Origin of the sequence: Vibrio sp. ED002 (genome assembly GCF_023277445.1) — a bacterium.
In the GTDB taxonomy this organism is placed as follows: Bacteria; Pseudomonadota; Gammaproteobacteria; order Enterobacterales; family Vibrionaceae; genus Vibrio; species Vibrio jasicida.
Genome location: NZ_CP080238.1, coordinates 2,086,074 through 2,099,114 on the forward strand (window position 1 = coordinate 2,086,074; position 13,041 = coordinate 2,099,114).

15 protein-coding genes are annotated in these 13,041 nt (G+C 45.0%); 7 read left to right on the plus strand and 8 right to left on the minus strand.

Annotated elements, in window-relative coordinates; translation table 11 throughout:
- Nucleotides 1–4: 4 nt before the first annotated feature.
- On the minus strand, nucleotides 5–913 hold the full coding sequence (cysD, locus tag ITG12_RS09570) for a sulfate adenylyltransferase subunit CysD (RefSeq protein ID WP_038864925.1): 909 nt from the start codon (nucleotides 911–913) through the stop codon (nucleotides 5–7).
- Between the two features lie 59 nt (nucleotides 914–972).
- Nucleotides 973–1,848, minus strand: a complete 876-nt coding sequence (gene cobA, locus ITG12_RS09575) for a uroporphyrinogen-III C-methyltransferase (RefSeq protein WP_248872991.1) — start codon at nucleotides 1,846–1,848, stop codon at nucleotides 973–975.
- Between the two features lie 275 nt (nucleotides 1,849–2,123).
- On the opposite strand from cobA, the gene cpdB reads away from it, so the two are divergent.
- From cpdB to ITG12_RS09590, 3 genes are all read left to right on the plus strand, one after another.
- Nucleotides 2,124–4,088, plus strand: a complete 1,965-nt coding sequence (cpdB, locus tag ITG12_RS09580) for a 2',3'-cyclic-nucleotide 2'-phosphodiesterase (protein WP_248872992.1) — start codon at nucleotides 2,124–2,126, stop codon at nucleotides 4,086–4,088.
- A gap of 86 nt (nucleotides 4,089–4,174) precedes the next feature.
- Entirely contained in the window at nucleotides 4,175–4,750 is a 576-nt protein-coding gene (locus ITG12_RS09585; RefSeq protein ID WP_038864920.1) for a Crp/Fnr family transcriptional regulator, read from the plus strand.
- A 205-nt stretch (nucleotides 4,751–4,955) separates the two neighbouring features.
- Nucleotides 4,956–5,303 carry a hypothetical protein gene (locus ITG12_RS09590; protein WP_248872993.1) on the plus strand — a complete coding sequence of 116 codons (348 nt, stop codon included), beginning with the start codon at nucleotides 4,956–4,958 and terminating at the stop codon, nucleotides 5,301–5,303.
- A 63-nt stretch (nucleotides 5,304–5,366) separates the two neighbouring features.
- Here the strand turns inward: ITG12_RS09590 and dbpA are convergent, their stop codons facing one another.
- The gene (dbpA, locus tag ITG12_RS09595) at nucleotides 5,367–6,746 is read right to left on the minus strand and encodes an ATP-dependent RNA helicase DbpA (protein WP_038864916.1); all 1,380 of its coding nucleotides are present in this window, start codon (nucleotides 6,744–6,746) and stop codon (nucleotides 5,367–5,369) included.
- 146 nt (nucleotides 6,747–6,892) lie between these two features.
- Between dbpA and ITG12_RS09600 the strand changes: the two genes are divergently transcribed.
- Nucleotides 6,893–7,345, plus strand: coding sequence for a GNAT family N-acetyltransferase (locus ITG12_RS09600; RefSeq protein ID WP_248872994.1), 453 nt, complete (start codon nucleotides 6,893–6,895; stop codon nucleotides 7,343–7,345).
- Nucleotides 7,346–8,191 (plus strand): DMT family transporter, encoded by an 846-nt coding sequence (locus ITG12_RS09605; protein WP_038864912.1) that lies wholly within the window; start codon nucleotides 7,346–7,348, stop codon nucleotides 8,189–8,191.
- Nucleotides 8,192–8,295: 104 nt separating this feature from the next.
- Here ITG12_RS09605 and ITG12_RS09610 read toward each other — a convergent pair whose 3' ends face one another.
- The gene (locus ITG12_RS09610; RefSeq protein ID WP_248872995.1) at nucleotides 8,296–8,895 is read right to left on the minus strand and encodes a LysM-like peptidoglycan-binding domain-containing protein; all 600 of its coding nucleotides are present in this window, start codon (nucleotides 8,893–8,895) and stop codon (nucleotides 8,296–8,298) included.
- Between the two features lie 232 nt (nucleotides 8,896–9,127).
- Here ITG12_RS09610 and ITG12_RS09615 point away from each other — a divergent pair, with 232 nt between their 5' ends.
- Complete coding sequence (locus tag ITG12_RS09615) at nucleotides 9,128–9,748, plus strand: FKBP-type peptidyl-prolyl cis-trans isomerase (protein WP_039974661.1); 621 nt, start codon at nucleotides 9,128–9,130, stop codon at nucleotides 9,746–9,748.
- Between the two features lie 166 nt (nucleotides 9,749–9,914).
- Complete coding sequence (locus ITG12_RS09620; protein ID WP_038864906.1) at nucleotides 9,915–10,394, plus strand: DUF2780 domain-containing protein; 480 nt, start codon at nucleotides 9,915–9,917, stop codon at nucleotides 10,392–10,394.
- Between the two features lie 175 nt (nucleotides 10,395–10,569).
- On the opposite strand, the gene rplQ is transcribed toward ITG12_RS09620, so the two are convergent.
- From rplQ to rpsK, 4 genes are read right to left on the minus strand one after another with little or no spacing between them, the layout of a single operon-like run.
- Nucleotides 10,570–10,950: a 50S ribosomal protein L17 gene (rplQ, locus tag ITG12_RS09625; RefSeq protein ID WP_005383141.1), complete on the minus strand. Its 381-nt coding sequence runs from the start codon at nucleotides 10,948–10,950 to the stop codon at nucleotides 10,570–10,572.
- Between the two features lie 26 nt (nucleotides 10,951–10,976).
- Nucleotides 10,977–11,969: a DNA-directed RNA polymerase subunit alpha gene (gene rpoA, locus ITG12_RS09630; protein ID WP_005383143.1), complete on the minus strand. Its 993-nt coding sequence runs from the start codon at nucleotides 11,967–11,969 to the stop codon at nucleotides 10,977–10,979.
- 24 nt (nucleotides 11,970–11,993) lie between these two features.
- Nucleotides 11,994–12,614: a 30S ribosomal protein S4 gene (rpsD, locus tag ITG12_RS09635; RefSeq protein ID WP_005383146.1), complete on the minus strand. Its 621-nt coding sequence runs from the start codon at nucleotides 12,612–12,614 to the stop codon at nucleotides 11,994–11,996.
- A 27-nt stretch (nucleotides 12,615–12,641) separates the two neighbouring features.
- Nucleotides 12,642–13,031 (minus strand): 30S ribosomal protein S11, encoded by a 390-nt coding sequence (gene rpsK, locus ITG12_RS09640; protein ID WP_001118870.1) that lies wholly within the window; start codon nucleotides 13,029–13,031, stop codon nucleotides 12,642–12,644.
- Nucleotides 13,032–13,041: the final 10 nt, after the last annotated feature.

Below are 13,041 nucleotides of genomic sequence, written 5' to 3' on the forward strand. Positions count from 1 at the left end.
TCCTTTAGAAGTAACCCTGGCGTTTCTTAAGCTCCATCGATCCAGACTGATCGTGGTCGATCGCTCGCCCTTGACGTTCACTTGAGGTTGCCACCAACATCTCTTCAATAATGCCCGTCAGCGTATTTGCCTCAGATTCAATGGCCCCCGTCAGTGGGTAACAGCCAAGAGTACGGAAACGAACACTCTTCTCTTCAATCACTTCACCAGGTTGAAGCTCCATACGTTCATCGTCCACCATGATCAACATGCCATCACGTTCAACAACTGGACGCTTGTCAGCAAGGTAAAGTGGGACAATCTCAATGTTCTCTAGATAGATGTATTGCCAGATATCTAGCTCAGTCCAGTTTGAAAGCGGGAATACGCGAATACTTTCCCCTTTGTTCACCTGACCGTTGTATGTCTTCCAAAGTTCAGGACGCTGGTTTTTAGGATCCCAGGTATGGTTCTTATCGCGGAAAGAATAAACACGCTCTTTAGCACGAGATTTTTCTTCATCACGACGCGCTCCACCGAATGCCGCATCAAAACCGTACTTATTCAGAGCTTGTTTAAGGCCTTGAGTTTTCATGATATCTGTATGCTTAGAAGACCCGTGTACAAAAGGGCTACACCCCATTGCAAGACCTTCTGGGTTCTTATGAACCAAAAGCTCGAAGCCATATTTTTCTGCGGTACGATCACGAAACTCAATCATCTCGCGGAACTTCCAATCCGTGTCTACGTGCAGTAAAGGGAATGGAATTTTGCCCGGATAAAAGGCTTTGCGTGCAAGATGCAGCATGACTGAGGAGTCTTTACCAATCGAATACATCATGACTGGGTTATCAAACTCAGCAGCAACTTCACGGATAATATGAATACTTTCCGCTTCGAGTTGTTTAAGGTGAGTTAAACGTTGTTGGTCCATGTTTAATATTTCCTTTTTAAGCTTGAAGGCTCATTACGTCCCTAATCTTTGGTCTGAAATTATATGGATCTGGCAATAGCACTTTTGTTGATTTCAGTACTAGACAAAAACCAGTCCAACTTTTGAGACAGACGCACAACTTCACCGACAACGATCAAAGAAGGAGCCTGAGCTTTTTTAGATAATTCAGATAGTTGGGACAAATTTCCCGAGAAAACTTTTTGTTGAATTTGAGTGCCACGTTCAATGATGGCGATAGGTGTTGAGGCCGCCCTACCATGTTTGATGAGCTGATTCTGAATATAGTGTGATTTCATCAAACCCATGTAGATCACTAAAGTTTGATTACCGCGTGCAAGTGTCGACCAATTCATATCGTCACTTTCTTCTTTGAGATGGCCGGTAACAAATAAGGCCGATTGCGCGTAATCACGATGAGTCAATGGAATCCCAGCATAAGCCGTCGCCCCCGCAGCAGCTGTAATACCTGGCACAACTTGAAAACGCACGCCCGCATCAGCCAAGACTTCTAACTCTTCGCCACCACGCCCGAACACAAATGGATCGCCACCTTTAATGCGCACCACTTTGTAACCTTGCTTAGCAAAATCCACCAACAGTTGATTGGTCTTCTCTTGCGGCACGCTGTGATGACCTGCACGTTTACCCACGCAAACCAAAATGGTTTCGCTTGGAATTAGCGCCATGATCTCGTCAGAAACCAGATAATCGTAAAGTATGACTTCAGCTTGTTGCAGGCAGTTAAGTGCTTTTAACGTCAATAGTTCAGGGTCACCCGGACCTGCACCTACAAGGGCGACTTCACCAGATTGAAGAGATTGTTTGCTGAAACGCGGAAGATCGGCAGCTTGGTTATCCGAAACCAGCCGAGGCCTATTGATTGGGAAAGTCGTTACTGAATCTTTAACTGCCATGTGCTTGCTCATCATCCATTGATATCGTTATGCAAGGCATTATGGCGGTGGGTTTATATTACCGGAAATTCTAAAATTTCATTTTTTATTCAAAAAACTGCTAAGAAGCTTTTGTTAGGTCTCATTCAAAATGGTGAAAAAGGCATCAATTTTACACATTCCTCCGCATTTAATTGCCTAATGTTCACAGTTTTCTGCATCTTAGCCTGAGCTTGCACTAATATTTGTTACATTACGCTGTACGACCCCTCTATCCCATTTAATTGGAGCACCTCATGAAAATGGCAGTTAATCCCGTATCCGTCGCAGTTTTGAGCGGTATGTTGACGCTTGCAGGCCCAGCAATGGCCGATACCATCAAGCTTCGAATCATCGAAACCACCGATATTCACACCAATGTGATGGATTATGATTACTACAAAGACCAACCTTCACAACAAATTGGTTTAAGCCGCGCTGCAACACTGGTTAAACAAGCTCGTGAAGAAGCAGTGAACAGTGTTTTAGTCGACAATGGAGACTTGATTCAAGGTAGCCCAATGGGCGATTACATGGCAGCGAAAGGGATTAAGACTGGCGAAGTTCACCCTGTTTACAAAGCAATGAATCAACTCAACTACGATGTGGGTAATATTGGTAACCATGAATTCAATTACGGTCTCGACTTCCTGAAGAAAACAATTGATGGTGCGAACTTCCCTTATATTAGTGCGAATGTTTTCGACAAAAAGACTGGCGAGCACTACTTCAAGCCTTATCTAATCAAAACGCATACGTTCAAAGATACCGACGGTCAAAGCCATGAAATCAAAGTGGGTTACATTGGCTTCGTACCACCACAAATCATGGTATGGGACAAAAACAACCTAGAAGGCAAAGTCATTGCAAAAGACATCACAGAGACAGCAAAAAAACTGGTCCCTGAGATGAAAAAAGCAGGCGCGGACGTGATTGTTGCTATACCTCACTCTGGCATTTCCACTGACCCATACAAGTTAGGCGCAGAAAACTCCGTCTACTACTTAACGGAAGTAGAAGGCATTGATGCCATTGCGTTTGGTCACTCTCATGCGGTATTCCCGGGTAGAGACTTTGCTAACCTACAAGGCGTTGACAACGCAAAAGGTACTATCAATGGCGTAACGGCTGTGATGCCGGGTCGCTGGGGTAGCCACGTTGGTGTAATGGACTTGATGCTGAAAGAGAAAGACGGCAAGTGGCAGGTCGTAGAGGGTCAATCAGAAGCTCGTCCTATCTTTGACAAAGCAAACAAGAAGTCTCTGGCTAAAGCGGATAAAGGCATTGTGGATGCATTGGTAGAGGACCACAAAGGCACGCGCGAGTTTGTTAACCAACCAATTGGTAAAGCAAATGACGTGATGTACAGCTTCCTGGCACTTGTGCAAGATGACCCAACGATTCAAATCGTCAACCTAGCGCAGAAAGATTACGTGGAACGCTTTATCCAAGGTGACCCAGATCTTGCTGACATTCCGGTATTGAGTGCAGCGGCACCATTTAAAGTAGGTGGACGCAAAGACGATCCAAACGGTTTCACTGAAGTAGAGTCTGGTCAGCTGACTTTCCGTAACGCCGCAGATCTTTATCTGTACCCGAACACGCTTGTTGCAATGAAGGTTAAAGGTAAAGAAGTACACGAGTGGCTAGAGTGTAGTGCGGGTCAGTTCAACCATATTGATGTGAATAGCACTAAACCTCAGTCTTTGATCAACTGGGATAGTTTCCGTACGTATAACTTCGACGTGATCGATGGTGTTAGTTACCAGATCGACGTGACTCAACTTCCAAAATACGATGCTGATTGTAAAGTGATTAACCCTGACTCACAGCGTATCTTGAACCTGACTTACAACGGTAAACCGGTTGATCCGAAGCAAGACTTCATCATCGCAACCAACAACTACCGCGCTTACAGTGCAACCTTCCCGGGTACTGGCCCGGACTTCATCGCATTTGATTCTCCAGACGAGAACCGTTCTGTGGTTGCCGCATACATCTCTCGCATTAGTAAAGAACAAGGGGAAGTAACACCGAGTGCAGACAACAACTGGTCTTTCGCGCCAATTAAATCAAACAACAAACTCGATGTTCGCTTTGAAACGTCACCAAGTGACAAAGCCGCGCAATTCATCAAAGAAAAAGGACAATACCCGATGAAACGTGTAGCAACTGACGAGGTAGGTTTTGCGATTTACCAAATCGACTTAAACCAAAAATAAGTCTTATTTGGCAATGATGTTAAGCGGCTCTTGTGAGCCGCTTTTTTGTTCCGCTAGAATATAGAAAACCGCTTCTGAGTCATCACATGCACAACGATCTTTTTTCTGACCTAATCAATCACGGCTTCCTCGAAAGCGAAGCGAACCAACTTATTGAACACGGTCAGCAACTCGAACTTCCGACACGTCATATTCTTAACCACCAAGGTGAATTCAGCTCTCATATTTACTTTGTTTTAGCGGGGTTATGCCACGCGAGTTACCTGACCGACAAAGGTAAGGAATTCAGTAAAGAGTTCTACTGGGAAAAAGATTGGGTGATTGGTTTTGAGGGACTCATTAAGAGCCAGCCTTCCCCTTATTTATTAGAAACGCTAACGCCTTGTGATTTATTTTGCTTGCCCATAGAGGTACTACATCAATGGCGAGCAGAGAAGCACCCTATTTACCTCAAGCTGCTCGAAGCTCAATTAATGCATAAAGAAAACAAAGAACGCTTTATGTTGCTCTACTCTCCAGAAGAACGCTACCAATTATTTTGCCAGCACTATCCAGATCTAGAACAGCGCATTACTGATAGTCAAATCGCGGCTTATTTGGGAATTACCGCCATCAGTTTGAGTCGTATTAAATCTCGATTAAAAATACATCACGAAAAGTAAAACTAAAATAATATTGACAGAAAACAATCAACACAAATAGTCATAGTCTTATTACTAAGCAAAGCTATTACTTTGAAGTATAAGCAAAAATTAAATTTACCACCTAGATATACACCCAAATATACCACACCCTCCTTAACCATATTTTTACCTCACTCGCCGATTTTATACGCGAGTGAACCAATACGAATAAAGGAAGAGGATTATGTTTGGAAAACTAAAAGCAGCAGCTGGTGATGCCGCCAACAATAAAGCAGCAACATTGATCACTGCACATGTAGAACCCGTTATGGAGGAAATTCAAGGGTACTCTCCGACCATCATTATGGAAGACGACACGTATCAAAGCCACGTCATTGAACCGACTTTAGTTGCTCTACAGGCCGCATCGTCCGGCGTAACCTCTATGGTGCCTGACTTTGATGAGAAATTTGGGACCTGTATGTTCCACCTTCGTAGTGAACTACTTGAATTATCGGAAGACAAAGTCGAACTCATCGCCGACTTTAAGCAACAGCTACCAACGGCCGTAATGGAAGGATTAAAGCTGTAGCATAGAAGAAGAACGAATAAAAACGGCTACCTAAGTAGCCGCTTTTATTTTAAAAATAACGCTCTACTTCAGAATTCGAGCTCTAAATTGACGACCTTTCATCTTGCCGTTGCTGATGGTTTGCAATGCTTTCTTCGCGGCAGACTTCTCAACAGCCACATAAGAACGCATCGCCATCAATTGAATTTTACCTACTTGCGCACCAGTAATGCCGCCTTTGCCCGTTAAGCAACCGAGAATATCGCCAGCACGAACTTTCTGTTTCTTACCACCATCGATATTAATGGTCACCATTTTCGCCTGATATGGTTGCTGGTTTGACTTTGCAGGCAATGTCGCTGGCATCACATCCATATCCAAGTATTCTTCGATACGAGCAACGCGTAAGCCATCTTTCTCACCAAAGAAGCTAAATGCTAAGCCTTTACTACCCGCTCGACCTGTACGCCCGATGCGGTGCACGTGAACCTCAGGATCACGAGACAATTCAAAGTTAAATACCGCATCAAGGTTATCTACATCAAGACCACGAGCGGCAACATCGGTTGCGACCAGGATAGAAACACTCTTGTTCGCAAACTGAACCAATGCTTGGTCACGCTCACGCTGTTCAAGGTCACCATGAAGGTCAATTACACTGAACCCTTTATGATGCAACTCATCGGTCACGTTCTGCACTTCTTTTTTGGTGTTACAGAACACAACAGCTGATTCCGGTTGGTGAGTCAGTAACAGGTTAGCCAGCGCTTCATCGCGAGCTTCCGAGCCTTCTACCTTGTAAAAGTATTGCGCGATACTTGATGTATCGTGTGTCGCTTCCACTTTAATCATTTCTGGCGATTGCATGATACGTTGAGCAATCTGCTCAATTTTTTCTGGGAATGTCGCACTAAACAATAAAGTTTGGCGTTGTTTAGGCGCTGCATCAATGATCGCATCCAACGCATCTTGGAACCCCATATCGAGCATGCGATCCGCTTCATCCAACACGAGCGTATTTAACTCTTCAAGGTTGATGCGGCCTTTATCTAGATGATCAAGGATACGTCCAGGTGTACCTACTAAGATGTGTGCACCATGCTCTAGAGAACCAATTTGAGGCCCCATTGGCATACCGCCACACAAGGTCAAAACTTTAATGTTGTGAATACCGCGACCTAGTGTACGGATCTCTTTCGCCACCTGATCAGCCAACTCACGGGTTGGGCATAGCACCAACGACTGCACGCGAAAACGCTTTACGTTGAGGTTTGATAATACGCCGAGACCAAATGCCGCTGTTTTACCTGAGCCTGTTTTACCCTGACCAATCACATCGCGCTGATTCAAAATCGCAGGTAAGCTCAACGCTTGAATTGGCGTCATATGGGTGTAGTTCAATGATTCAAGCGTCTCTAGTAGCGCTGGATTAAGCCCTACTTGGTCAAAAGTTTGTTTGCTCACAGGGAAATATCCTCAGGTGGGATGGAAAAGAGGGCACATTATCGCCAGATTTGTCACGAAGACCAGTTAAAATTAACCATTGTTAATGAGTAATAGCAGAAAACGACGTAAAGTCAGCTGCATTCGCTTATTAATGGATACTGGAAATGATCAACTGGACAACCCTCCCTTTTACTCAACTGACCACGACTCAACTGTATGAAATGCTGCGTTTGCGTGTGGATGTCTTTGTCGTAGAACAAACTTGTCCCTACCCAGAGCTCGATGGCAAAGATACGCTTGATGGTGTCTATCACTTGTTGGGTTATAACGGAGATGAACTCGTCGCTTGTGCTCGTTTATTGCCTGCAGGCACCACTTACGACAATGTGAGTATTGGTCGTGTGGTGACGAAACAAAGTGCACGAGGCGGAGGTCTGGGACATGAACTACTTGAGCAAGCCTTACAACGGTGCCAACTGCTTTGGGCAGGTCAAACGATAGATATCGGCGCACAAGAACACCTGGTGGCTTTCTATGCGACTCATGGCTTTGAAGTTATTTCTGAAAGCTACCTTGAGGATGGTATCCCTCATGTGGATATGCGCCGAGTAAACTAAATGTCACCTCATCATTTGGCGCTATTCTTACTGGTTATCGGTAACTTGGCAGCATCACTTTCCGATGTTGCCGTTAAACTGATCGAAGGCGGAATTTCCCCCTTCCAATACATGTTTGTGCGCCAATTGGCTTCACTGTTGATCCTCTTACCTTTTTACCTCAAACAAAACCCAAGTAAACGCAGCCTCAAGCAAGTTCCTATTACTTTGTTGCGAGCGCACCTAATATTGATTGGTAGCGGGTGCATGATGGTCGCAGTCACTTACCTACCACTCGCAACCGCCAACGCCGTCTTTTACGCCGCACCAATTCTAATGTTGCCACTGTCAGTACTGTTTCTCAAAGAACATCCACCATTAAGAAAAGTATTACTGACTGGTTTTGGTTTCTTTGGTGTCTTAGTGGTACTCCGACCAAATCACTTCCATTGGGCTGCGTTGTTTGCACTCGGTACAGCAACCACGCTGGCGATGTTCAATATATTGGTAAGAAAACTGCCTAGCGAACAATCTGTCGTCACGACGCTTTGGTGGACAACCTTATTCTCCCTGCCTGTGTCGACGCTATTAGCTGGGGTTTATTGGCAACCTATGACTTGGCAGGAACTAACGCTGGTAATCGCGAGTGCGATCTGTATTTTGAGCTATAACGGTCTGGCAGTATTGGCATATCAAAAAGCCCCCGCCGGAGAGGTTGCCTTGGCGGAATACTCAGGGCTCGTATTCGTGACACTCTTTGGAATATGGTGGTTTGATGAGATTCCAGACTGGCTCACTGCAGTGGGAATTTTGATGATCGTGTTGCCTCTTCTTCCTTGGAATAAGAAAAAGAAACTAACCTCTTAACAGGAACAAGACAAAAGGATAGTAAATGGCAGAGAACAAGCAACGAGTAGTTAGAAACAAAAAAGGCGCGAATCATCGCGCCTTCTAGGAGTTCTTCTTTAACGTTACTTATTGCGACCGAATGTGCCATCAGATAAACGGAAAAACATCACCGACTCACCACTTTTTTCTAGTTGCAGCATGTCTAGCTTACCATCATCGGCGAGCTTAAAGCGGACTAATTGTCCTTGCTTGATTCGACTTAGCGGCTTGTCGCTGCCTTCAATTTTTACCAAGGCATTCAAATCGCCCATCGAAAGCTGATTACTACGGAACACTTGAGCAAGAGTATCACCATTTTTCACCGTGTATTCTTTCCACTGTTCCGATTTTTGCTCTGCGTTTTGTGCAGAGCGTTGCTCACTCAAGCTTTGCGCGTTAAGTTGAATCGCCACACGTTGAGTCTCTTTCTCAGCTTGGGGCTCGTTCAGCTGCTCAGTATCTTTAGGTACTGGAATAATCAGAAGTACCAGCACCACAGGTACCAATACCATTAAAGCTCGCTGATGTAGCTTTGGAAGACGATGCCAAAATTCGGTGACAGGTTGCATTCGCTCTTGCCACTTTTCTTTATTGAAAGGCTGCTTCCAGTCGATAGCAGCGAATTTCTGCTTCATCAACTCGACTTGGTCGACTTGCTGCTTTTTCTTTCTGCGACGATTCATTCTGATGAGTCCCTTAATACTTCTAGTGTCAGTATAAAAATACCAGCGCGGAGAGTATATGTTTTTCGCCAAAGTAAAATGTAATTTGGCGTAAATTAGCAGAAATTTCACTTGGAGTAAGAGATAAGTCACACCCTAAACCTCACATCGACACATTGATGCGCAATCATTTAAACCTAAGCGCGAAACTGCTATCCTGTTACCTTTATCACTCCTAATAAGAGCGACATTCATGTCTGAAATTAAATTTGAAACTGCAGAGCAGAAAGCAAGTTACGGTATTGGTCTGCAAATGGGTCAGCAACTTGCTGGTTCTGGTCTAGAAGGTCTAAGCGTTGACGCTATCGCAGCAGGTATCGCTACAGCACTAACTGGCGACATGCCATCAATCGAAATTGACGAAATCAACAACGCACTGCAAGAGCTTCACACTCGCGCAGAAGCCGTACGTCAAGAAGCAGCAAAAGCAGCAGCAGCTGACGGCGAAGCTTTCCTAAAAGACAACGCTCTACGTCCGGAAGTAAACGTTCTTGAATCAGGTCTTCAGTACGAAATCATCACTGAAGGTACTGGTGAAATCCCAACAGCGGCAGCTCAAGTTCGCGTTCACTACCACGGTGAGTTAACTGACGGTACTGTATTCGACAGCTCTGTTTCTCGTGGCCAACCAGCTGAGTTCCCAGTAACTGGCGTAATCAAAGGCTGGGTTGAAGCACTTCAACTAATGCCTGTTGGTTCTAAGTGGAAACTATACATCCCACAAGACCTTGCATATGGTGAGCGTGGCGCAGGTGCTGCAATCCCTCCATTTGCAGCTCTAGTATTCGAAGTAGAACTACTAGACATCCTATAATTGAGACCTCTCTCAATAACAAATTCGAAGCGGCGCTCACTAGCGCCGCTTTTTTTGTCTAGAATAAACAGACTTGAGCTCAACGATCTTGAGTAGTCTCCCAAGTAACCTCTAAATGCTTGGGCTAAGAAACAACAATAATAATCGCAAGCCACACGGAGGTATTATGCGTAAAACTCTTCTCACCTTAACCTTGCTCTCAATGAGCATTGGTACTGCCCACGCTTTTCTCGATGCCGTTACCGATAAAGATACCCAAAGTGGTTTGATGGATATGGTCAGTGAGGGAATGGGTGTGGAATCTTCACCGCTGACGGATTTATTGACGAGCCAACTTCCCGTCTCGACTGAGCAAGCTGCCGGCGGCACAGGTGCACTGTTAGCTCTAGCGCAAGGCCAATTATCGGATCAGAATAGCAGTGAGCTTCAATCGCTCATTCCGGGAATGGAAAATTTACAAGGGGCTCAAAGTCTACTTGGGAGCATTGAAAACTTAGGCGCTGTCCAAAGCACTTTCGACAAACTAGGCTTAGACCCATCGATGATCAGCCAGTTTGCTCCAGTCATTTTAGGATACTTAGGCGACCAAGGTGCAAGTGAAGGGTTGCTAAATTCCCTTAGTGGACTTTGGGGAGCGGAAAGCTAAAAACGTAAAATCAGGAAACTTAAAACCAGCAGTAGTGATTTTAAATGTGAGATAAGGGAGTGAGTCCGCTAAAGGTAAAGAGAAAATTTCGATACTCGATTATCTCTAGGAAACAAATTTCAGACACAAAAAAGCCGAGCTATTGCTCGGCTTTTTTTGTTCTTACGAACTGAGATTACTCAGCAGCTTCTTCAGCAGCTGGGCGATCTACAAGCTCAATGTAAGCCATTGGAGCTTTATCACCAGCACGGAAGCCAGCTTTTAGGATACGAGTGTAACCGCCCTGACGAGCAGCAAAACGTGGACCTAGTTCGTTAAACAGTTTTGCAACTACTTCGTTATCACGAGTACGTGCAAATGCTAGACGACGGTTAGCAACACTGTCAGTCTTAGCTAGTGTAATCAAAGGCTCAACTACGCGACGTAGCTCTTTTGCTTTTGGCAAAGTAGTCTTGATAACTTCATGACGTACTAGAGAGCTAGCCATGTTGCTAAACATCGCTTTACGATGTGAGCTGTTGCGGTTGAGTTGACGACCACTCTTACGATGGCGCATGACCTAATCCTTCTAACTAGTATCGATTAATCTTCAGCGATTGATGCAGGTGGCCAGTTTTCTAGGCGCATGCCCAGAGACAGACCACGTGACGCAAGTACGTCTTTAATCTCAGTAAGAGATTTTTTACCAAGGTTAGGCGTTTTAAGTAGCTCAACCTCAGTACGTTGTACTAGATCACCGATGTAGTGAATCGCTTCTGCTTTCAGACAGTTAGCAGAGCGAACTGTTAGTTCAAGATCGTCTACAGGACGCAGTAGGATCGGATCGAATTCTGGCTTCTCTTCCTTCTCCTCAGGTACACGTACATCACGAAGATCTACGAACGCATCCAATTGTTCAGCTAGGATAGTAGCTGCACGACGGATTGCTTCCTCAGGTTCTAGAGTACCGTTTGTTTCCATATCGATAACTAGCTTGTCTAAATCAGTGCGCTGTTCTACACGAGCTGCTTCTACAGCGTAGGCAATTTTGTCTACAGGGCTGTAAGTAGCATCTACTAGTAGGCGACCGATTGGACGCTCGTCTTCTTCGTTATGGATACGCGCAGAAGCTGGAACATAACCACGACCACGTTCTACTTTAATACGCATTGCGATTTCAGCATTGTCATCCGTTAGGTGACAAATAACGTGTTCAGGGTTAGCGATCTCTACATCACCATCATGGGTGATGTCACCTGCAACCACAGGGCCCGAGCCTGATTTGTTCAAAGTAATGAACACTTCATCTTTGCCTTCGGCAACGCGTACAGCCAAACCTTTAAGGTTTAGAAGGATTTCAAGAATATCTTCTTGTACGCCTTCTTTAGTGCTGTACTCATGAAGTACGCCTTCGATTTCTACTTCTGTCACAGCACAACCTGGCATAGAAGATAGAAGGATACGGCGAAGTGCATTACCCAGAGTATGACCAAAGCCACGCTCTAATGGCTCAAGAGTTACTTTTGCGTGAGTCGAGCTGATTTGTTCGATGTCAACTAGACGTGGCTTAAGAAATTCTGTTACAGAACCCTGCATTGTGTCCTCTCTTTAGTTTAAACCTTACTTAGAGTAAAGCTCGACGATCAATTGTTCGTTGATGTCAGCTGATAGATCAGAACGCTCAGGCATACGCTTGAATGTACCTTCCATCTTGCCACCATCTACTTCAATCCAAGTTGGTTTTTCACGTTGTTCAGCAACTTCTAGAGCCGCTTTAATACGAGCTTGCTGTTTAGCTTTCTCGCGAATAGAAACAACGTCATTAGCCGCTACTTTGAAAGAAGGAACGTTTACAACTTTACCGTTAACTAGGATAGCTTTATGGCTAACTAGCTGACGTGCTTCTGCGCGAGTTGCGCCAAAGCCCATGCGGTAAACTACGTTATCAAGACGACCTTCAAGAAGCTGAAGCAGGTTCTCACCTGTGTTGCCTTTAAGGCGTGCAGCTTCTTTGTAGTAGTTACGGAATTGTTTTTCTAGAACGCCGTACATACGACGAACTTTTTGCTTCTCACGAAGCTGAACGCCATACTCAGATAGACGACCGCGACGAGCGCCGTGTACACCTGGTGCGTTATCAATTTTACACTTGGTATCGATCGCGCGAACACCAGACTTAAGGAATAAGTCAGTGCCTTCACGACGGCTAAGCTTCAGCTTAGGACCCAAATATCTTGCCATGATCTTTCTCCAGTAATCTAAAAAACGTTATACACGACGTTTCTTAGGTGGACGACAACCGTTATGAGGGATTGGTGTAGCATCAACGATGTTTGTGATGCGGAAACCAGCAGCGTTCAGAGCGCGAACAGTAGATTCACGACCTGGACCAGGACCCTTAACCATAACTTCCAAGTTCTTTAGACCGTATTCTTTAGCCATTTCAGCACAACGCTCAGCAGCAACCTGTGCAGCGAACGGAGTAGACTTACGAGAACCGCGGAAACCAGAACCACCTGCAGTAGCCCAAGCTAGAGCGTTACCTTGACGGTCAGTAATGGTTACGATTGTGTTATTGAAAGAAGCATGGATGTGCGCAACGCCATCTGCAACTTGCTTGCGTACGCGCTTACGAGCGCGAGTTGGTTGTTTAGCCATTGTACTCTAC

Coding starts and splice junctions, on each gene's coding strand:
- ITG12_RS09585 (WP_038864920.1), top strand. CDS start 4,175: ATGCACAACGATCTTTTTTCTGACCTAATCAATCACGGCTTCCTCGAA.
- ITG12_RS09620 (WP_038864906.1), top strand. CDS start 9,915: ATGCGTAAAACTCTTCTCACCTTAACCTTGCTCTCAATGAGCATTGGT.
- cobA (WP_248872991.1), bottom strand. CDS start 1,848: ATGGCAGTTAAAGATTCAGTAACGACTTTCCCAATCAATAGGCCTCGG.
- ITG12_RS09615 (WP_039974661.1), top strand. CDS start 9,128: ATGTCTGAAATTAAATTTGAAACTGCAGAGCAGAAAGCAAGTTACGGT.
- cpdB (WP_248872992.1), top strand. CDS start 2,124: ATGAAAATGGCAGTTAATCCCGTATCCGTCGCAGTTTTGAGCGGTATG.
- ITG12_RS09590 (WP_248872993.1), top strand. CDS start 4,956: ATGTTTGGAAAACTAAAAGCAGCAGCTGGTGATGCCGCCAACAATAAA.
- rpsK (WP_001118870.1), bottom strand. CDS start 13,031: ATGGCTAAACAACCAACTCGCGCTCGTAAGCGCGTACGCAAGCAAGTT.
- ITG12_RS09605 (WP_038864912.1), top strand. CDS start 7,346: ATGTCACCTCATCATTTGGCGCTATTCTTACTGGTTATCGGTAACTTG.
- rpsD (WP_005383146.1), bottom strand. CDS start 12,614: ATGGCAAGATATTTGGGTCCTAAGCTGAAGCTTAGCCGTCGTGAAGGC.
- ITG12_RS09600 (WP_248872994.1), top strand. CDS start 6,893: ATGATCAACTGGACAACCCTCCCTTTTACTCAACTGACCACGACTCAA.
- rplQ (WP_005383141.1), bottom strand. CDS start 10,950: ATGCGCCATCGTAAGAGTGGTCGTCAACTCAACCGCAACAGCTCACAT.
- ITG12_RS09610 (WP_248872995.1), bottom strand. CDS start 8,895: ATGAATCGTCGCAGAAAGAAAAAGCAGCAAGTCGACCAAGTCGAGTTG.
- rpoA (WP_005383143.1), bottom strand. CDS start 11,969: ATGCAGGGTTCTGTAACAGAATTTCTTAAGCCACGTCTAGTTGACATC.
- cysD (WP_038864925.1), bottom strand. CDS start 913: ATGGACCAACAACGTTTAACTCACCTTAAACAACTCGAAGCGGAAAGT.